General features: G+C 57.5%; 18 protein-coding genes. All 18 read left to right on the forward strand.

All coding sequences use genetic code 11. The annotated features are described in order from the left end of the window. The first annotated feature begins 232 nt into the window (after positions 1–232). Positions 233–3,025 carry a bifunctional aconitate hydratase 2/2-methylisocitrate dehydratase gene (locus ABVF61_RS27010; RefSeq protein ID WP_353996715.1) on the forward strand — a complete coding sequence of 931 codons (2,793 nt, stop codon included), beginning with the start codon at positions 233–235 and terminating at the stop codon, positions 3,023–3,025. Positions 3,026–3,128: 103 nt separating this feature from the next. Next, positions 3,129–3,845 carry a DUF4129 domain-containing protein gene (locus tag ABVF61_RS27015; RefSeq protein WP_353996716.1) on the forward strand — a complete coding sequence of 239 codons (717 nt, stop codon included), beginning with the start codon at positions 3,129–3,131 and terminating at the stop codon, positions 3,843–3,845. After that, a complete protein-coding gene (locus tag ABVF61_RS27020) occupies positions 3,842–5,173 on the forward strand; it encodes a hypothetical protein (protein WP_353996717.1) in 1,332 nt (443 codons plus the stop codon). Before ABVF61_RS27015 ends, ABVF61_RS27020 begins: the two co-directional genes overlap by 4 nt. Beyond that, the gene (locus ABVF61_RS27025) at positions 5,163–6,119 is read left to right on the forward strand and encodes an AAA family ATPase (RefSeq protein ID WP_353996718.1); all 957 of its coding nucleotides are present in this window, start codon (positions 5,163–5,165) and stop codon (positions 6,117–6,119) included. The genes ABVF61_RS27020 and ABVF61_RS27025 overlap by 11 nt, the downstream gene beginning before the upstream one ends. A gap of 59 nt (positions 6,120–6,178) precedes the next feature. After that, positions 6,179–7,414, forward strand: coding sequence for a DUF58 domain-containing protein (locus ABVF61_RS27030; protein WP_353996719.1), 1,236 nt, complete (start codon positions 6,179–6,181; stop codon positions 7,412–7,414). Continuing rightward, positions 7,414–8,412, forward strand: a complete 999-nt coding sequence (locus tag ABVF61_RS27035; protein ID WP_353996720.1) for a stage II sporulation protein M — start codon at positions 7,414–7,416, stop codon at positions 8,410–8,412. The genes ABVF61_RS27030 and ABVF61_RS27035 overlap by 1 nt, the downstream gene beginning before the upstream one ends. Next, positions 8,409–9,329, forward strand: coding sequence for an RDD family protein (locus ABVF61_RS27040; RefSeq protein WP_353996721.1), 921 nt, complete (start codon positions 8,409–8,411; stop codon positions 9,327–9,329). The genes ABVF61_RS27035 and ABVF61_RS27040 overlap by 4 nt, the downstream gene beginning before the upstream one ends. A 62-nt stretch (positions 9,330–9,391) precedes the next feature. Then, positions 9,392–10,159 carry a DUF7847 domain-containing protein gene (locus ABVF61_RS27045; protein WP_353996722.1) on the forward strand — a complete coding sequence of 256 codons (768 nt, stop codon included), beginning with the start codon at positions 9,392–9,394 and terminating at the stop codon, positions 10,157–10,159. A gap of 146 nt (positions 10,160–10,305) precedes the next feature. Then, positions 10,306–11,085, forward strand: a complete 780-nt coding sequence (locus tag ABVF61_RS27050) for a hypothetical protein (protein ID WP_353996723.1) — start codon at positions 10,306–10,308, stop codon at positions 11,083–11,085. 159 nt (positions 11,086–11,244) lie between these two features. Continuing rightward, on the forward strand, positions 11,245–12,027 hold the full coding sequence (locus ABVF61_RS27055) for a YciC family protein (protein WP_353996724.1): 783 nt from the start codon (positions 11,245–11,247) through the stop codon (positions 12,025–12,027). Between the two features lie 181 nt (positions 12,028–12,208). Next, positions 12,209–12,871 carry a heme ABC exporter ATP-binding protein CcmA gene (gene ccmA / locus ABVF61_RS27060; RefSeq protein ID WP_353997326.1) on the forward strand — a complete coding sequence of 221 codons (663 nt, stop codon included), beginning with the start codon at positions 12,209–12,211 and terminating at the stop codon, positions 12,869–12,871. Positions 12,872–12,882: 11 nt separating this feature from the next. Then, positions 12,883–13,539, forward strand: coding sequence for a heme exporter protein CcmB (gene ccmB / locus ABVF61_RS27065; RefSeq protein ID WP_353997327.1), 657 nt, complete (start codon positions 12,883–12,885; stop codon positions 13,537–13,539). Positions 13,540–13,670: 131 nt separating this feature from the next. Further along, on the forward strand, positions 13,671–15,203 hold the full coding sequence (gene tssC / locus ABVF61_RS27070; protein ID WP_353996725.1) for a type VI secretion system contractile sheath large subunit: 1,533 nt from the start codon (positions 13,671–13,673) through the stop codon (positions 15,201–15,203). Positions 15,204–15,389: 186 nt separating this feature from the next. Continuing rightward, positions 15,390–16,154, forward strand: coding sequence for a heme ABC transporter permease (locus ABVF61_RS27075; RefSeq protein WP_353996726.1), 765 nt, complete (start codon positions 15,390–15,392; stop codon positions 16,152–16,154). Positions 16,155–16,158: 4 nt separating this feature from the next. Beyond that, positions 16,159–16,332, forward strand: a complete 174-nt coding sequence (ccmD, locus tag ABVF61_RS27080) for a heme exporter protein CcmD (protein ID WP_353996727.1) — start codon at positions 16,159–16,161, stop codon at positions 16,330–16,332. A 5-nt stretch (positions 16,333–16,337) separates the two neighbouring features. Beyond that, on the forward strand, positions 16,338–16,964 hold the full coding sequence (locus ABVF61_RS27085) for a DsbE family thiol:disulfide interchange protein (protein WP_353996728.1): 627 nt from the start codon (positions 16,338–16,340) through the stop codon (positions 16,962–16,964). A gap of 127 nt (positions 16,965–17,091) precedes the next feature. After that, positions 17,092–17,865, forward strand: coding sequence for a DUF1223 domain-containing protein (locus tag ABVF61_RS27090; RefSeq protein ID WP_353996729.1), 774 nt, complete (start codon positions 17,092–17,094; stop codon positions 17,863–17,865). Positions 17,866–17,991: 126 nt separating this feature from the next. Continuing rightward, positions 17,992–18,885, forward strand: a complete 894-nt coding sequence (locus ABVF61_RS27095) for a cation diffusion facilitator family transporter (protein ID WP_353996730.1) — start codon at positions 17,992–17,994, stop codon at positions 18,883–18,885. Positions 18,886–18,896: the final 11 nt, after the last annotated feature.

An 18,896-nucleotide genomic window follows, 5' to 3' on the forward strand; every position in this document is an offset into this window, starting at 1 on the left:
CCTGATCAGATTTGATCGAGCTCTACCTTGGTCAATTTAGAGCGTTTGCGCGCGAAGCCAGGGCAACCCCGCATACCAGACCCGAAAAAGACCTGGAACTATTGAATAGAAAGATATTGCATACCATTGTATACTGAACTAAGACCTCGCTCAACCAGCTTGTTCCGGCACGCCAGTTCGACCGTGATCCTGTGATCAAGCTTCAACCAAAGTCAGAACGCCGGGACCCATCATGAGCTTGTATTCAGACTACCTGCAAGAAATCGAAACGCGCAAAGACCAGGGCCTGCATCCAAAGCCCATTGACGATGGCGGCCTTGTCAAAGAGATCGTCGCTCAGATCAAGGAAGCGGGAAACGAGCACCGGCAGGACTCTCTGAAGTTCTTCATCTACAACACGCTGCCCGGCACGACGAGCGCCGCGGGCGAAAAGGCGAAGTTTCTCAAGGAAATCATTCTTGGCAATTCGGTTGTCGAAGAGATTTCGGCTGCGTTCGCCTTCGAACTCCTGTCGCACATGAAAGGCGGCCCGTCGGTCGAGGTGCTTCTGGATCTCGCTCTGGGTGAAGACAAGGCAATCGCGCAAGATGCTGCCGAGGTCTTGAAAACGCAGGTTTTCCTTTACGAAGCGGACACCAGCCGTCTGAAGGACGCGCTGGATGCCGGCAACGAAATTGCGAAGGATATCGTCGAGAGCTACGCGAAGGCAGAGTTTTTCACCAAGCTCCCGGAGATTGACGAGGAAATAAAGGTCGTTACGTATATCGCTGCGGAAGGCGATATCTCCACAGACCTCTTGTCCCCCGGCAATCAGGCACACTCGCGCGCCGATCGCGAACTGCATGGCAAGTGCATGATTTCCGAAAGAGCCCAAGAGGAAATTCAGGCGCTGAAGCTGCAGCATCCGGACAAACAGGTGATGCTGATCGCGGAAAAAGGCACCATGGGTGTCGGCTCGTCGCGTATGTCGGGCGTCAACAACGTTGCCTTGTGGACCGGCAAACAGGCCAGCCCCTATGTCCCGTTCGTGAATTTTGCTCCAATCGTTGCCGGGACAAACGGTATTTCTCCGATTTTCCTCACGACAGTCGGTGTCACCGGCGGTATCGGCATTGATCTGAAGAACTGGGTCAAGAAGCTTGATGACGACGGCAACCCGATCCTCAACAATGACGGCAATCCGGTGCTTGAACAGAAATACTCTGTCGAAACCGGCACCGTCCTGACCATCAACACCAAGACGAAAAAGCTTCTGAACGGAGAAGGCGGGGACGAACTTGTCGATATCACGTCTTCTTTTTCACCGCAGAAGCTTGAATTCATCAAGGCAGGTGGGTCCTATGCCATCGTCTTCGGCAAGAAGCTTCAGAGCTTTGCCGCTGAAGCCCTCGGCATCGAGCTGAAATCCGCCTTTGCACCGTCCAAGGTCGTGTCTCATGAGGGCCAGGGCCTCACAGCGGTCGAAAAGATCTTCAACAGGAACGCAGTCGGTGTGAAACCGGGAACGGTTCTCCATGCCGGGTCCGACGTCAGGGTCAAGGTGAACATTGTCGGCTCGCAGGACACGACCGGCCTGATGACGTCTCAGGAACTCGAAGCCATGGCGGCGACGGTTCTCTCGCCGACCGTCGACGGCGCCTACCAGTCCGGCTGCCACACGGCTTCAGTCTGGGATCTCAAAGCACAGGCGAACACGCCGAGGCTTATGGCCTTCATGCACAGGTTCGGCCTGATCACGGCGCGCGACCCAAAGGGCGTCTACCACTCCATGACAGACGTCATCCACAAGGTCCTGAACGACATCACAGTGGATGACTGGGCGATCATCATCGGCGGCGACTCCCATACGCGTATGTCGAAAGGCGTCGCGTTCGGCGCGGACTCCGGCACTGTCGCGCTCGCGCTTGCCACCGGTGAAGCGACCATGCCGATCCCCGAATCCGTGAAAGTGACCTTCAAGGGTGCCATGGCCGACCACATGGACTTCCGCGATGTGGTGCACGCGACCCAGGCGCAGATGCTGAAACAGTTCGGCGACAACGTCTTCCAGGGACGTATCATCGAGGTTCATATCGGCACCTTGCTGGCTGACCAGGCGTTCACCTTCACGGACTGGACCGCCGAAATGAAGGCCAAGGCGTCGATCTGCATTTCCGAGGACGAAACGCTGATTGAATCCCTCGAAATCGCCAAAGCCCGCATCCAGACCATGATCGACAAGGGCATGGATAATGAAAACCGGATGCTGCAGGGCCTGATAGACATTGCCGAACAGCGCATTTCTGAAGTCAGGTCAGGAGAAAAGCCGGCCCTGTCGCCAGATGCCAACGCCAAGTATTTCGCGGAAGTCGTTGTCGATCTCGACGAGATCAACGAGCCTATGATCGCGGATCCGGACGTCAACAACGCAGACGTTTCCAAACGCTACACGCATGACACAATCCGCCCGATTTCCCACTACAACGCCGAGAAGAAAGTCGATCTCGGCTTTGTGGGCTCCTGCATGGTGCACAAGGGCGACGTGAAAATCGTCGCGCAGATGCTGAAGAACCTTGAAAAAGACTCCGGCAGCGTCGAGTTCAAGGCACCACTTGTCGTCGCCGCCCCGACCTACAACATCATCGACGAACTCAAGGAAGAAGGGGACTGGGCCGTTCTTCAGAAATACTCCGGCTTCGAATTCGACGACACGGCACCAAAACAGACCGCCCGCGTCGAATACGAGAACATTCTCTATCTCGAGCGACCCGGATGTAACCTTTGCATGGGCAATCAGGAGAAAGCAGCGAAGGGTGACACCGTGCTTGCAACATCGACGCGTCTTTTCAAAGGCCGGGTTGTTGAGGACTCAGACGACAAGAAGGGCGAATCCCTGCTTGCATCGACACCCGTTGTTGTTCTCTCTGCAATCCTCGGCAGAACGCCGACAGTGGACGAATACAAGACGGCGGTCGAGGGTATCGATCTGACCAAATTCGCACCGCCGCTTCAAAAGCCTTTGGACACAAAATCGGTCCACTTCTAAGACGATCGGCAGCGGCGGATTGACGCCGCTGCCGGCCGAACTTTTCGGCCCGCCGGCCGCTAACGATTATTGCGCCGTTAACCGGTTCCCGCTATCAAACGGCATGCGTTGTTTATTTCTGATTGCATGCATTTTCAGCCTCGCGGCCTCTGTATTCCAAACCAGCGCCCAGGAGGCGGTTCAAGAGCCCGTCGAAATCGGCGAAGCAGGTAGCGAATATCTGCGGTCGATCCGTCTGCGCGGGATCGATTCCGATGTCGCGTACTTCGATCCGACCGCACCGGCGCCGGAACTCGACACACAACAACAGCCCGCGCCGCAAACCAGCGAAACCGAAGTCAGCACGAGCCAGGTCGGCAGCGCCAGATGGGTCTCCGCGCTTATTGCCGGTCTCGTATTGGCAGGGATTGTATTTGTTGTCTTGCGCTTTGGCGGGAATATTGCGGTCTCCCTCAACAGGGACGCGGAAAATCCCGGCAGCCAGCGCGGGCCGAACACGCAAAACACGCCAGCCTGGGCTGAAAAACTTGGTTCATTCAACGACATTCTGCGCATAGAAGACCGACGCCGGGCGCTTGTCCTTCTTACTCAGAAGGTGCTGGCAACCCTTGCCTCCACGAACGGCGTATTGATGCAGCGCAGCTGGACGGCCCGCGATACCCTCGGTCACATTCCTCTCGAACAGACCCAGCATACGGTTCTGCGAACATTGGTTTTGAACAGCGAACGTGTCCAGTTCGGCGGCCGCGATGTCACCGAAGACGAATTCCGGGACCATGTTTCTTCCTGCCAGCAGCTTCTGGGGGCAGGAGGCGCATGAGCACCACATCCTCCGAAACCCGGCCCAACGGACCGCGCATCGAATTTCTTATGATTGCCGCCGTCCTTGTCGTGATTGTCGCGGGGCTCTGGTATGTCATGTCACAACGGCAGCAGTCCCTGCGCAGCTCGCCCGCCGGGCTCGATGGTTTGCAGATCTGGCTGACGTCAAACGACATCACTTCTTATAATTTTGCAGGCGGCTGGCCCATCGATCAGACGACTGTCGACCTGCTGGTACTGCCTGTTTACGACACGTCTCTGGACGCGGCGCGCACACCGCCTTCAACCAAAGAAGAACTGCTGCTGCAACAGGACGAGTACGACCTGTCTAGCGACGTTATCCTGACGAAAGCGCGAAGGGTCCCGACCCTCGTCGTGCTGCCAAAATGGAAAAGCGGGATGCGGCTGACCGGCCTCGCACACCCGGTTCTGCTCAACGACCCGAAACGGATCGAGCGCACTTTGGACGAGATTACGGGCGGTGGCACGCCAGAACTGGTCTATGCGAGAACGCCGTTTACGGAGTTCAGCTATCAGTCCGGGGACGGAACCCGGCTTCGCGCAAATATTTATGCGGCACAGATGTTCCGCAGCGACGGTTGCACACCGCTGATCGGAAGCTCGGACGCGATGATCCTGGGCGAGTGTCCGCTGCCGCGCAGCACCGATCCGGATGATGGTGAACGCGAACGGGTTCTGGTGCTGTCCGACCCGGACCTTTTGAACAATCATGGCCTTCGCCTTGGCGACAACGCCCGGATTGCAATTGATGTACTCTCCTCGAACATCGATGAGGGCAACATCGTGATCGACTACAGCAGGGCGTCATGGCTGCGCGATCCCTTCCAGGAACCGGAACGGGAGCGGACCTGGGCCGACCTCAGCCGCTTTTTCGGACCGCCCTTCCTCATCCTCTGGCTCGGAGCGGGACTGCTGCTGGCCCTGTTCCTGTGGCGCGCGTCGCTTCGCTATGGACCGATCCTGCGTGACCGTGCCTCTCCGGGCGCCGGAAAGGCGCTTGCCATTGAAGCGCGGGCGCGGCTTCTGCGGCTTTCCGGGCAGGACGGGGCACTGGTGCGCGAATATGTTTCCGCGCGGATCTCAGCTGTTGCAGCAACGCTGTTCGGTCCTGCCCACGCCGGCCACTATGCAAAGGAAGACGAGTTCCTGCGTTTTGCCGACCGTCAACACCCCGGCGAGGCGGCGCGGCTCAGATCAGTCCTCGCGAATATTCAACAACTGCCGGTCCGCACACACGCGACCGAGGCAATCCATCTGATTGATGAATTTGAACAGGTTTTGGAGCAAATCACTCATGACACTTGAGGTCCTCCGCCAACGGACAGAAGCCCTGAGGGCCGAAATCGGACGCACGGTTCTCGGCCAGGACGAAATCATAGACCTACTCCTGGTCTCTTTGTTCGCGCGCGGGCACGTACTGCTCGAAGGGCCTCCCGGCACGGCGAAGACGCTTCTTGCAAGAAGCTTTGCCGCCGCGCTGGACCTGGATTTCGGCCGCATTCAGTTCACTCCGGATCTGATGCCGGGTGACGTGCTCGGCACCTCCATATTCGATTTTCGCACCAATAATTTCGTCCTGACCAAAGGGCCTGTGTTTTCGCAGGTGCTTCTGGCGGACGAAATCAACCGTGCCCCGCCAAAAACGCAGGCAGCCCTCCTGCAGGCGATGAACGAACGCACGGTGAGCATCGATGGAACCGACCATTCGCTCGGCAGCGAATTCGTCGTTGTGGCCACCCAGAATCCGATTGAACAGCAGGGAACATACCCGCTTCCGGAGGCCCAGCTCGACCGGTTTCTCTTCAAGCTCGTGATCGACTTTCCGCCTGAGGCGATCGAAATGGCGATCTTGCGCCAGCATGCCGCGCAACCGCTTGAATCCGGCCTTGAGACCGCAGCTCTGTCCAAGGTTCTTGATGCCGCGGCGCTCGCCGAAACCCGGGCTCTGGTCGACGGGATCATTCTGAAAGACGACATTCTCGCCTACATTCTCCGCCTCGTGCGGGCAACACGCGAAAACTCGGAAATCGCCTTTGGTGCATCGACACGTGCGGCCGACGCTCTTGTGAGTGCGACACGGGCGACAGCGGCGCTCAATGGCCGGGATTTTGCCATTCCGGACGACGTCAAGAGACTGTTTGTTCCTGCGCTCCGGCACCGGATCGTACTTGGTCCGGCTGCGGAAATCGAAGGACGCAGTTCAGACCAGGTCCTGGAAAACATCCTCAACCAGATCGAGGCCCCACGCTGATCCGTCCGTCCAAAAGACTGCTGGTTTTCGCCTCCGGCACGCTCCTGGTTTCTTTGATCATGATCGTTGCCAGCACGGCCCTGCGTGACCTTGCGATCCTGCCTTGGCTCCTCCTTGGCCTTTTGATTGCCTTCGATATGGCGACTTCCCTTCGGCGTCCGAGGTATCTTTCTTTTGAGGCGCCGCCGGAGATCTTCGTGGGCGAGACCGTGCTGCTCCGCCTCGGCCTCGAAAGCGCGCCTGCCGAACTTCACGCAAAGCTCGAATGGCCTGAAGGACTGAGCGGCAAGCACGACATCGCATTTTACCAAGGCGAGAACGGAGGCTTTTCCGCAAGCGTCCCGGTACGTGCCGTGCGGCGCGGCGTCTGGAGACTGGAGCATCTTTGGCTCTTTTGGGAATCGCGCCTCAGGCTGCTCGAGTTCGTTCCTCGCCTTGACCTGGGCGCCGAGCTGCGCGTTGTGCCCAACATCCGCCAGGTGCAATCCGGTGAAATCACCACGACCGTCATGTCGACACTCTACGGGGTCAAGGAAAACCGGGCCTTGGGAGAAGGGTCGGAGTTTCATCAGCTTCGCGACTTCGTGCCGGGCATGGACATCAAATCGATCGACTGGAAACGGTCAGCCCGGCGACGGTCGCTTGTCGCGAAGGAATTGCGCGCGGAACGCAATCATCATGTCATCATCGCGCTCGACAACGGGTATCTGATGCGTGAGGAAATCGGCGGCCTGCCCAAGATCGATCACGCGGTTACCGCAGGCCTTGCGACGGCCTGGGCCGCGGCCATCGGCGGCGACCTTGTCGGCTACTATTCCTACGACGTGCGACCGCGGACATTTTCAGCACCTGCGCCGGGACGTACCGCCTTTGCCCGTCTGCGCAACTGGACGGCCGAACTCAACTATGTCAGCCGCGAGACCAACCATACCCTGGCCTTGACGGAGCTGAACGCACGCACTCCGAAACGCAGCCTCATCATCGTCTTCACCGACTTCATCGACACGACGTCCGCCGAACTTCTCATCGAGAACATCGGGATTCTCGCCAAACGGCACCTCTTGATATTTGTTGCCATTCGCGACCCGGACCTGGAAACGCTGATCGAAACGGCGCCGGACAATCTTGAAGGCGCGGCAACGATTGTGGCTGCAAACCAGTCCATCAATGAAAGACGGCTGGTTCTGGAGCGGCTTGCACGCATGGGGGTTACCATCGTCGATGCGAAGCCAAATGCCGTTACGGCCCGGTTGATTTCAACCTATCTTGAGATCAAGGCGCGGGAGATGATTTGATGAAAGATCAGGATCTCATGCGTTCCGCGCGCTTTCGAAAGGAAAGGGAGGCCGACTGGCAACGCCTGGAAAAACTGGTCCTAGCTGCTGAAAGCCGCGGGCTGCAGCACATGGACTTCGCCGAAGCCCGGGACCTGGCATCGCTTTACCGGCAGGCGACCACATCGCTTTCGATTGCACGGGAAATCTCGCTCGACAAGGCCCTGCTCGGCTATCTCGAGGCGCTCACCTCCCGCGCCTACCTCTGTGTCTATGCACCTCAGGAACGGCTCGGCGGCCTGTTTCAGAAGTTCTTTGCCTACAGCGCGCCCCGGGCCATGAGACGGTCTTGGTTCTTCATTCTGCTCGGTTTCTTGTGTATGGGACTGGGCGCGCTGTCCGGCTATCTGCTCTATTTTGAAAGCGCGGACTGGTTTTACGTCTTCATGCCCGCGGAACTTGCCGGCGGGCGTGGTCCGGACGCGACATACGAGGCACTGCGATCGGTGATCTATGACGAGAACCCGGACTCATCGGGTCTCGGGGCCTTCGCCACCTATCTGTTCTCCCATAATACGCGTATTGCAATATTCGTGTTCGGGCTCGGTGTCTTTGCCTGCGCACCCGCGATCCTGCTGACGTTTTACAACGGACTGATGCTCGGAGCTTTTTTCGCACTGCATGTCGACCGCGGACTTGGACCCGACATTGCCGGCTGGCTCTCGATCCATGGTGTCACGGAACTCTCGGCAATTTGCATTGCGTGCGCTGGTGGAATTCAACTCGGCGCGGCTCTCTTGTTTCCTGGGGATCTTTCGAGGGTCGCATCGCTGCGACGGGCCGGGCGGGATGCCTTGAAACTCGCCCTTGTCGCTGCGCTGATGCTGCTCGTGGCGGCCTTTCTGGAAGGATTTGGCCGGCAGCTGGTTCAGGATATGTACATGCGGTTTATCATCGGCTGGGGCATTGGCGCCCTGTGGCTGATCTGGTTCTTGTTCGCGGGACGGGAACAAAAATGAAACTGCGTCTTCGCAAAAAGCAGAAACAGGATCGGCCCTCGCGGAACCAGCTCATGCCGCCGGAGGGCGTCCCGCTCACCATGCAGATCGCCGGTGTCGGTGTCCGGTTGGGTGCGCAGATAACCGATATCGTGATCACGACAATCGCGCTGGTCGCCATCATGATCCTGCTCTCGGCCCTGAACATCACTGGCCCGCAGACGATTGTCGCTATCGGCGCTCTGTTGTTCTTTCTGATCCGCGTTCCCTATTACATTCTCGCCGAACTCATCTGGAACGGTCAGACGCTCGGCAAGCGCATCCTGAAGATCAAGGTCGTCTCCCATGACGGTGGCCCGCTGACGACCCACGCGCTTGTTCTGCGAAACATGATGAAGGAGGCGGAGGTCTTTCTGCCGGGAACGCTGGTGCTTATGCTCGATGCATCTTCACCATTTGCTTCGCTCGCCGCCTTCGCGTGGATTTTGGTCTGCCTGCTGGTGCCCATATTCGATCGCTACCGAAGACGCCTGGGCGACATGATGGCCGGCACCCATGTCATTCACATGCCGGTTCCCGTGCTGCTGAAAGACCTGGCAAGCGAACCGCGCACGATGTCCCAGGACAAAAAGGAGTTCGTCTTTTTGTCTCATCAGCTCGATCACTACGGTGCGTTCGAGTTACAGACGCTCGAGGGACTGCTGAGGGCTCAAAGCACGCGCCCCACCGGCGGGGATACAGAAAGAAACAAGACGATCGAAGCAATTGTCGAAAAGATCCGCAAGAAAATCGGCTACGCGAACCCGGTTCCACCTGCAGACCGGCTGCGCTTCCTTCAGGCTTTTTACAAGGCGCAGCGCGAACATCTGGAACAGCGCCAATTGTTTGGCGACCGCCGCGCTAACAAGCATTATGCTAACAACGAAGAAGACGCTTAGATAGGTTTCCGGCTGGTATGCCAATGCTCCCCGGTTCAATTGCATGAACGTGGAACCTTTTTATGACTGACGCACAGGACAGCGAGCCGAAAATCCCTCTCGGGGTCGGAACCCTGATCGCCGATAGTTTCTCAATCCTTTTCAGGCACATCATCCCTGTTGTCGTGATCGGCTTCATCCCGAGCCTCTTCGGCGTCCTCCTGGGCGGGTATCTCGTCGGTTTTGAGGCTGTACTGGGTCTTGAGGAAACAAGCGCCTCGTCCGGTGGCGCGAGTGCTCTCATCAGTCTGATTGACCTGGTCGTCTATTCGATCACTACGGCTTTCATGGTTCAGCTCGCCTATGACGCAAAACTCAGGCGACCTGTCAGGATCGGAAAATACATCGGGCCGGCGATGGCAGCGATTTTCCCAATCGCAATTCTAGGCATAGCGGTCGGCCTTCTCATGGGTCTGGCCGCACTCGCCTTTGTCTTGCCCGGGCTTTGGGTTTATGCCGTTTTCTCCGTCATGGAACCAGCCGTCGTCATCGAACGCCTCGGCTTCAAAGGACTGGGACGAAGCGAAAAACTCACCAAAGACTATCGCTGGCCGATCGTCGGGGCATTGGTAATCACCTGGATATGCGCGCTTGTCATCATCATCATCGCTTTGGTCGTTGCCGACCTTGCGTTGACAAGTGGCATCCTGGCAGTCTCGATCGTCATTTACGCAGCGCTGACCGCGGTCGGAACCGGCCTCATCAGTATCCTAACCGCGCTTATCTATGCGCGCCTGCGCGAAATCAAGGAAGGAGTAAGCGTCGATGAGATTGCAGCCGTGTTCGATTGAGCAAAAACGACATGATCAACTTAAGAGTTCATTTTGATTTCGGGTTTACCACCATCGCACCTGTCCGTTTGAATTCCTCATCCGGATAACGAGACGGGCATCAGGCGCATTTTTCGCCTTCAGACTGAATACCGGGGATTTTATTTATGGCAGACATATCGGCAATGCACACGAAGCAACCGCTTGGCGTCACAACGCTGCTGAGCGAGAGTTTCTCAATTTTCTTCGGAAACTTTTTCAAAGTGTTCCAACTGGCCTTTGGGCCGGCTCTGATCGGCTTGCTCCTTTCAGGTGCGCTGCTTGGCTTTGGCGTGGTTGCGGGAACGGCGGTTCCGGATATCAGCGGCCCGGGATTCGCGATTGCAATTGTGCTCACCATCCTGATCCAAATCGTTGTTTATGCCGTCACCACGGCCCTGCTTGTTCAGCTGGCCTATGACGCCAAGCTCAACCGCCAGCCACGACTTGGTAGATATTTCGGACCTGCATTTGCGTCCGTGGTTCCGCTTGTTGTTCTCAGCTTCATCTCCGGTATCTTGTTCATGATCGGTTTTTCCCTGCTCATCGTTCCAGGCCTCTGGATTTACGCTGTGTTTTGCGTCCTGGCGCCAGCCATCGTCATTGAGGGGGCCGGCTTCGGCGGCCTTGGCCGCAGCGCGCGCCTGACCAAGGAATACCGTTGGCCGATCGTTGGCTTAATGGTTCTGTTCCTGCTGATTCTGATCGGTATCAACATGATCACCGGCTTCGCCATCGGCATTATTTCGGTGCTTGTCGGCAGCGTTGCGCTGGACCTTATCCTGAACGCGATCATGTCAACTTTTGGAGCTGGCCTGGCCAGTATCCTCGTCGCACTCATCTACGCGCGTCTGCGCGAGATCAAGGAAGGCGTCAGCGTCGATCAGATCGCGGGTGTGTTCGACTGATTGGTTGATACAGCGCCGGCATGCCCGCCGGCGCTTGTAGGCAATTCCCATAGGACTTATTGTGCCCAGCCATAAGAAACGATCACGCCCGCCGAGGCGTGCCAACAGTTCTTAGACATTACTTTTTGAATATTGCTTTTGAATGAATGGAGAATTTGCATGACTGACGCATCCCTTGGCCAACCCAAGGCGACTCTTGGTGTGGGCTCAATCATCGGCGAGAGTTTTTCGATCCTATTCGGCCACTTTATCAAAGTCATCATCATCGGTTTCGTACCGACACTGATCGGTTTCGTGATTTCCGGTTTGCTGACGGGTTTTGACGTTGCCCTGGGCATCGAACCGCAGGAATTTGATGGTCCTGGCAGCGTGATTGCCAGCATCCTGTCAATCGTCGTCAACATGGTGGTCTATTCCATCACAACAGCTCTGCTGGTCCAGCTCGCCTACGACGCAAAGCTGGCGCGTCCCATCCAGATCGGACGCTATATTGGACCGGCGATCAGCGTCGTCGTGCCGCTGGCGATCATGACGATCGCGGTCACCATTGTGGTTGTCATCGGCCTGATGCTTTTCATCGTACCTGGCATCTGGGTCTACGCGGTATTCGCGGTCATTGCACCAATCGTCGTGATCGAACGCGCCGGATTTGGCGCGATGGCGCGCAGCAGGGCACTCACCAAGGAGTATCGTTGGCCGATCGTCGGCGCGCTTGTGCTCGCGATTATCCTCTCCATGATCATCAGCTTCGTGGCGCTGTTTATCGTTGGCCTCATCACCGTGCTTGGCACCGTCGGCCTGATCATCGCTGTCATACTCTTTGCGGCCATCTCCACGCTGGGAGCCGGTTACGTCAGTATCCTGATCGCGCTCATCTATGCGCGGCTTCGCGAGATCAAGGAAGGCGTGAACGTCGACCAGATTGCATCTGTGTTCGACTGATATCCGGATGACGGAGCGTCGCCAATTGGCGGCGTTCCTCCCGTCGATTAACATTCCCGGATCGGCACGACGGTCCGAGCCGTCGCAAGTTTGACCGAGATTAAAGCCGTTGAATTTCCTTGCATGATATCTGCTCTGGGAACTAACAAGACCGATATCCAGTTTCCATCGGAGCAGCACCCTGAAACTCATCGCCGAAAACCTGACCATCGACCGCGGCGGACGGCGGGTGTTCCAGAATTTGTCTTTTTCACTGGAACAGGGAACAGCTCTGGTCGTGACAGGCGCCAACGGGATCGGCAAATCGTCGCTTTTGCGCACGCTTGCCGGACTTGTTCCGCTTGCAGAAGGAACACTGCAGCTCGAAGGCGGTGATCCGGACAAGCTGCCACATGAACAGGCCCACTATTTCGGACATCAGGATGCAGTCAAGGGAGCTTTGTCCGTTCTGGAGAATCTCGGGTTCTGGCAAAGTTTCACGTCCAGATGCGATGCAAAGGGGTTCAGCTGTACTCCGCAGGCACCAGCGGACGCATTGCAGACACTCGGTATCGCACATACCGCGCAATTGCCCGCCGCTTATCTGTCGGCCGGGCAAAAACGCCGGCTATCGCTTGCCCGGCTCCTGGTTACGCCGCGCCCCGTCTGGTTGATGGACGAACCGACATCGGCGCTCGACAAGGCATCTGAAGGTCAGCTTCTTGGTCTGATGAATGCGCATCTGGCCGCAGGCGGTCTGATCATTACCGCCACCCACACAGAACTCGTGCTCGACAGCGTCAAAACACTGCACCTCAAAGCCGTGGAGCCTGTCGAACAGGTTCGCGAGGAGGCATTGTTGTGACCGGTTGGGCAATGGCACTGTTTCGGCGCGATCTGCGTCTGTCCGTTCGCATCGGTGGCAGCGCCCTGGTAGGGGTTCTGTTTTTCCTTGCTGTCGTCACCGTCATTCCCTTCGGCGTCGGCCCGGATCTCAACCTCCTGGCACGGATCGGTCCGGCAATCCTTTGGATCGGGGCACTGCTGGCAACGCTGCTTGGACTCGACCGGCTGTTTCAGGCGGATCGGGAGGACGGCACGCTGGACCTGATGATGATGGCAGGACGACCGCTGGAACTGGTGGTCCTTATAAAGTGTCTGGCGCACTGGATCGCAACGGGTTTGCCGCTCGTTGTCGCCGCACCGCTGCTCGCGATCTTTTTGAACCTGGACCCGGTTTCGATGGGCGCCGTCACATTGACGCTGCTTGCCGGCACCCCCGCCCTCACGTTGATCGGCGCAATCGGAGCATCGCTGACTGTCTCACTGCGCCGTGGAGGTTTGCTGCTTGCGGTCCTTGTGGTCCCATTGGCGATCCCGGTTCTGATTTTCGGTGTGAGCGCGGCCGACGCAGCCATACACGATCCGGTGCCGTTTCTGACACCGTTCCTCATCCTGTGCGCGCTGACACTGATCGCTACCGTTGTTGGACCCATCGCGTCTGCTGCCGCGCTGCGATTTGCAGCGGACTGACACGCGCGAGCCGAGCTCAGAACAATCACACTTCGGATAATCCTGGCTCCACTTGTGCTAGTATCCGGTCGATTGTTGCGCGGTTCCGGCACCAAACAACGGAACATGCAAGTGTTTGAAGGCATCCCGACGTGTTTTCCATTTTGCGCCGATTTCTTGGTCTGAATTCGTCCCGTGAACCCGGTACACACGTCGAAGAGCCGCCCGGTAAGGCGACTGCAACTTCCGCTCCACCTGAATACAACACGGATCACAAGCCGGACAACTTAGGTGGTTTGGCCTCGCCAGAAGATATCGACCGGGCACTTGAGGCTGCCAAACCCCACATAGTGAAGCTGGCGTTGGAGCGGCCGGACCTGCTCAAAGGCAGCGGTGCCGAAACACTCGATGCCATGATCTCTCATCTGGATATGACTCTTTCGGCGCAGCTCTTCGAAATTCTCCATCATCCCTCATTTCGGAACCTGGAGAGCGCCTGGCGCGGGCTTTTTTATCTGGCGTCCAGCGTTGAGTGGGACGATTTATTGCGGCTTCGGGCAATGAACATCAACCGAAGCGAGCTGCAATCCATCCTCAGGGACGGGTCCTCTAAACTCCAACCCGGAAACCCGGTTTCCCAAGCTCTGTATTACGATGTGTACCATACGTCTAACGACGAACCCCTCGGTCTCCTGGTGCTGGACGAGGCTGTCGAGAACACCAAGGCAGACATCAGGCTGTTGAATGCGCTGGCCCAGATTTGCGCGAAGGCGCAAACGCCGCTGCTTGCAGGGGTGTCGCCTGCACTCTACCTCTCATACGGATCTGCTGATGCGCAAAAAACGACCCTTCAAAACACGGGGCCTTTGTTCAGTCATCCCGATTGGTCTGCTCTGCGGCAGAACAAAGACAGCCGCTATATCGGATTGTGCCTGCCCCGGGTCCTCGGACGGCTTCCTTATCACAACGAGCCGCCGTCGGCGGGAGCATTTGCTTTAGAAAACGATCCGTCCTTCGAAGAACCTCCCGGATTTTTGTGGGTCAATGCGGCCTTTGCGATGGCGGCAAATATTGGACGATCGGCGAAAACCTATGGCTGGGCCGTCAGGATCCGTGGCCCCGATGGCGGTGGTGAAGTTGCGGGTTTGCCGGAGCTGGCGATGCCGACTGCCGATGACCCTTCCAACGTGATGCCGCAGCTGGAGCTGCTGATCGACGAGCGACTTGAGACAAAATGGGCCCGAGAAGGCCTGATTTCGCTGCTTCCGCGAAAAGGCCGTGCAAAGCCTGTGTTTTTCGGAGCGCAGTCACTGAACACACCGGACGTGGGCAAGATTGCCGATCCGGATGAAGAAGCACGCCAAGTCGTGCTGAGCCGGTTGCCATATGTACTTTGTGTGAGCCGCTATGCACATCACGTTATGCGCATGGCGGCGGACTGGCCGGAACCCATCGGGAAAGCCTTTCAACAACATGTTCAGGATTGGCTTGACCGGTCCGTACACCCAAGACCCTGGGAATTGCGCCCCGAGCAAAGAGGCGAGTATCCAATTCAGGCGGCAAGCTTTACTCTGACCGAAAGGGGTGAAAACCAGCAGGCTGAGCTTGAGATTCTTCCGGGGTATCAATTCGAGGGCCTGGGTGTCGCAATCCGGCTTGAGCTGACGTTACCGGACCGGACCTGAACACCTGCGCCAGGTGCATCATTCGCACTTCCGGCCTCCCGTGATCAGGGCGAATTCAACACCGCTTCCGGCAACAAGATCCGGCAGGTCTGCGCAATCCGCTCACCCGGTCTTGATCGATCGCAATGCAGTCTGCGGCAACGCAATGCATTGAAGGTCACGTGAGAGTAAAGTAAGTAAGACGCTATGGCATTTTGGGACTATGCAAATCCGACGCGGTTTCTAAGGCTCGTGCAGGTCGTTCTGCCCTGGCTGGTTGCATTGTGCGGGCTTACCTTTGCCGTTGGGCTCTATATGAGCTTCCAGGCCCCTGAAGATTATCAGCAGGGCCAGACCATCCGCATCATGTATATCCACGTGCCGGCCGCCTGGCTTTGCATGATGTGTTACACGGTCATGTCGCTGTCTTCGATCGGCACTCTTGTCTGGAAGCACCCACTGGCAGATGTCTCGGCAAAAAGCGCGGCACCGATCGGCGCTGCATTCACTTTCATGGCGCTGGTTACGGGCTCGCTTTGGGGCAAGCCCATGTGGGGCACCTATTGGGTCTGGGACGCGCGACTGACATCCGTCCTTGTGCTCTTGATCATGTATCTCGGTCTGATGACGCTGTGGCGCACCATGGATGATCCGATCAAGGCCGGCAAGGCTGCTGCGGTCCTGACACTCGTTGGCGCACTCAACCTTCCGATCATCAAGTTTTCCGTCGACTGGTGGAACACACTTCACCAGCCGGCTAGCGTGGTTCGCCTTGACGGACCGACAATTCACCCGGACCAGCTCTGGCCGCTGTTGGTCATGGCGATTGCCTTCACCCTGTTGTTCCTCGTGCTGCATCTCATGGCCATGCGCAATGAAGTGCTCAGGCGCCGGGTGCGTGCCTTGAGGATGCGGGCAGCGAGCGCATCACAGCCCGGAACGGCTGCAGCAACAGCACAGCCAGCGGAGTAGCACCATGGATCTTGGACCACATGCAGGCTTCATTCTGGCGTCTTACGGTCTTTGCCTTTTGACCGTGCTTGCACTCGTGGCATGGGTGAAAATTGACAAGGCAAACCAGGAGCGGGCCTTGAAGGAGCTCGCCGATCAGGGCATTTCGCGGGCGCGTCCGCAACATGAGCGCGGGTAAGGCAAATGAGCACGTCAGAACCTGACCTCAGCACCGATCCCGAAACCGGTGGGCCTAATCAAAAACGCGGCTTTCCGATACTCGTTTTGCTGCCCCTGATCGTGTTCATGGCCCTGGCTGGCCTGTTCATGTTCCAGCTCCTGCTCGGAAACGACCCCCAGGCAATACCATCCGCTCTGATCAACAAACCGGCACCCGACATTAGCTTGAGCGCTGTTGACGGACTTGCCAAGGATGGAACCGCAGTGCCGGGGTTTTCCCGGGACGATCTCCTTGGCAAGATTTCGGTCGTGAACGTATTCGCGTCCTGGTGCGGACCCTGCCGGGACGAGCACCCTCTTCTGGAACGGCTTGCAACGGTTGAAGGCATTCAGCTCATCGGTATCAACTACAAGGACAAGCCGGAAAACGCGCGCCGTTTCCTCGGCAGCCTCGGCAATCCATACGATCGAATAGGCGCTGACGCTGCAGGTCGTACCGCGATTGACTGGGGCGTCTACGGTGTCCCGGAGACCTTTGTCGTCGATAAGGAAGGCATGATCCGCTACAAGTTCATCGGACCGCTTGGCCCGGCAAGCTATGAGCAGGTCTTCCTGCCGGAACTGCAAAAGATCATTGCGTCAGGCCAGTAACGGCAGCTCCAGCGGTAGTCACTTTCCCGCGAATTCCCCCTCCTGATCCGCATGTCACCGGCTCGTGACTCGCGATTGAATGCCAAGTTGCATATTTTACGCTCGAGCAAAACAGGAAACGAGCCAAATGGTGGGTCTCTCATATCGGAAAGCGAGTAAGGTTTTCCGGACAGGAATTGTTGTTATCGCAGGAATAGCCGGAGCGATTGCCGCGACGCAGTTTGCTGCGGCGCAGCCGCAAAAGGTCGTGGAACTCTTTACAAGCCAGGGCTGTTCGTCCTGCCCGCCGGCTGATCAGCTTGCCGAGCGCCTTGTTGAAGAGGACAAGGATGTTCTGACTGTTCTCATGCCCGTTGACTATTGGGATTACCTCGGCTGGAAGGACACCTTTGCGAGCCCGGTGCATTCCCAGCGCCAGCGGTCCTACGCAACGCGCCGCGGTGACAGGTCTGTCTACACGCCTCAGATGGTGATCAATGGCGAGGAACATGTCGTTGGCAGCAGGGAGCGAGATGTCCGGGCTGCCCTGAACCGGGCGGATCCCTTTACCGCGGATGTCGACCTGACGATTTCGGACATGGTTGTCCAGGCCAAGGTCGATGGCACATTGCCCAAGGGCGCGAAAATGGCGACCGTCTACTTCCTCAGGATCGAAGACGAGGCGACCGTCGATATCGGTCGCGGAGAAAATGCAGGCCGGAAAATCAAATACGTCAACATTGTCCGCAATCTTGAGCCGATGGGCGTCTGGGAGGGCGGGTCTGCGACTTTCCGCATGCCGAAATCGAAGCTGATGCTGAAAGGCGATGCCCGCTGTGCAATCCTGATCCAGGTCGAGGACCGGGATGGGCCTGGCAAGATCATTGGCGCAGCGGTCATGGACTGGCAGGACGGCGCCTGAGGCTGAAGGGCTTATCGGCGGCGGCGAACCCTCAGAAAGTGCAGGATTATCGCCGTTTCAGCCTTGTAACCTTCGCAAAAACTGATACCCCTTGCCGCGGCTTGATCTTCGCGACAGGGGTATGGCATGGACCTTAAGGTCAGGATCCGCGTTGCCGTAATCAGCATCTTTGTTGGCTTTGTGGTACTTGCCCTGAAAACGGGCGCTTACCTTCTGACCGACTCAGTCGCTTTGTTGTCGGATGCACTTGAAACCACCGTTAACATCGCTTCGTCGCTCGCGGCACTTGCCGCGATCTGGTTTGCATCAAAGCCTGCGGACAGCAACCATCCTTACGGACATGACAAGGCAGAGTACTTCGCAGCCGTTCTGGTCGGGGTCATGATCGTGCTTGCCGCAATTTCGATTTTCAGGGCGGCATGGATCGGGTTCACCTCTGGCGACCATCCTCAGTTTTCAAGCGAGGGCATCGCGATGAACGTTGCCGCTGCGATGATCAATGGCGCCTGGGCCCGCTACCTGATGCGGTACGGCAAAACAGCAAGATCACCCGCCCTTGTTGCCGACGGCAAACACTTGATGACAGATGTTCTAAGCTCGGTTGGCGTACTTGCCGGCGTCGTTCTGGCTCTCGTGACAGGATGGACCCTGCTCGATCCGGCCTTGGCGCTACTTGTCGGACTTACGGTCCTTTGGTCGGGTTGGCAGCTGGTCAAGGAGTCCATTGGCGGACTGATGGACGAAGCGGCATCCGCCGACGTTCTTGAAAAAATACGCGATCAGATTTCCGAGCAGGGCGAAGGTGCGATTGAGGCGCATGATCTGAGAACAAGGATTGCCGGAAAGTCGACATTTATCGACTTCCACCTTGTCGTTCCGGGCGACATGTCGGTGGATGCTGCTCATGATATCTGCGACCGCATAGAAATCGCCATCAAGGAAGACGTCCCCGGAGCGCATATCACCATTCATGTTGAGCCTGAACACAAGGCCAAGCACTCTGGTATTGTTGTCGTTTGAGAGATTTGCAG

Origin of the sequence: Roseibium sp. HPY-6 (assembly GCF_040530035.1) — a bacterium.
In the GTDB taxonomy this organism is placed as follows: domain Bacteria; phylum Pseudomonadota; class Alphaproteobacteria; order Rhizobiales; family Stappiaceae; genus Roseibium.

Bases quoted from the DNA above. Each gene is read 5' to 3' on its own strand.
- ABVF61_RS27025 (WP_353996718.1), top strand. From the start codon at position 5,163: ATGACACTTGAGGTCCTCCGCCAACGGACAGAAGCCCTGAGGGCCGAA.
- ABVF61_RS27045 (WP_353996722.1), top strand. From the start codon at position 9,392: ATGACTGACGCACAGGACAGCGAGCCGAAAATCCCTCTCGGGGTCGGA.
- ABVF61_RS27095 (WP_353996730.1), top strand. From the start codon at position 17,992: ATGGACCTTAAGGTCAGGATCCGCGTTGCCGTAATCAGCATCTTTGTT.
- ccmD (WP_353996727.1), top strand. From the start codon at position 16,159: ATGGATCTTGGACCACATGCAGGCTTCATTCTGGCGTCTTACGGTCTT.
- ABVF61_RS27020 (WP_353996717.1), top strand. From the start codon at position 3,842: ATGAGCACCACATCCTCCGAAACCCGGCCCAACGGACCGCGCATCGAA.
- ABVF61_RS27075 (WP_353996726.1), top strand. From the start codon at position 15,390: ATGGCATTTTGGGACTATGCAAATCCGACGCGGTTTCTAAGGCTCGTG.
- ABVF61_RS27090 (WP_353996729.1), top strand. From the start codon at position 17,092: ATGGTGGGTCTCTCATATCGGAAAGCGAGTAAGGTTTTCCGGACAGGA.
- ABVF61_RS27030 (WP_353996719.1), top strand. From the start codon at position 6,179: ATGATCGTTGCCAGCACGGCCCTGCGTGACCTTGCGATCCTGCCTTGG.
- ABVF61_RS27015 (WP_353996716.1), top strand. From the start codon at position 3,129: ATGCGTTGTTTATTTCTGATTGCATGCATTTTCAGCCTCGCGGCCTCT.
- ABVF61_RS27055 (WP_353996724.1), top strand. From the start codon at position 11,245: ATGACTGACGCATCCCTTGGCCAACCCAAGGCGACTCTTGGTGTGGGC.
- ABVF61_RS27035 (WP_353996720.1), top strand. From the start codon at position 7,414: ATGAAAGATCAGGATCTCATGCGTTCCGCGCGCTTTCGAAAGGAAAGG.
- ABVF61_RS27085 (WP_353996728.1), top strand. From the start codon at position 16,338: ATGAGCACGTCAGAACCTGACCTCAGCACCGATCCCGAAACCGGTGGG.
- ccmB (WP_353997327.1), top strand. From the start codon at position 12,883: ATGGCACTGTTTCGGCGCGATCTGCGTCTGTCCGTTCGCATCGGTGGC.
- ABVF61_RS27010 (WP_353996715.1), top strand. From the start codon at position 233: ATGAGCTTGTATTCAGACTACCTGCAAGAAATCGAAACGCGCAAAGAC.
- ABVF61_RS27040 (WP_353996721.1), top strand. From the start codon at position 8,409: ATGAAACTGCGTCTTCGCAAAAAGCAGAAACAGGATCGGCCCTCGCGG.
- ABVF61_RS27050 (WP_353996723.1), top strand. From the start codon at position 10,306: ATGGCAGACATATCGGCAATGCACACGAAGCAACCGCTTGGCGTCACA.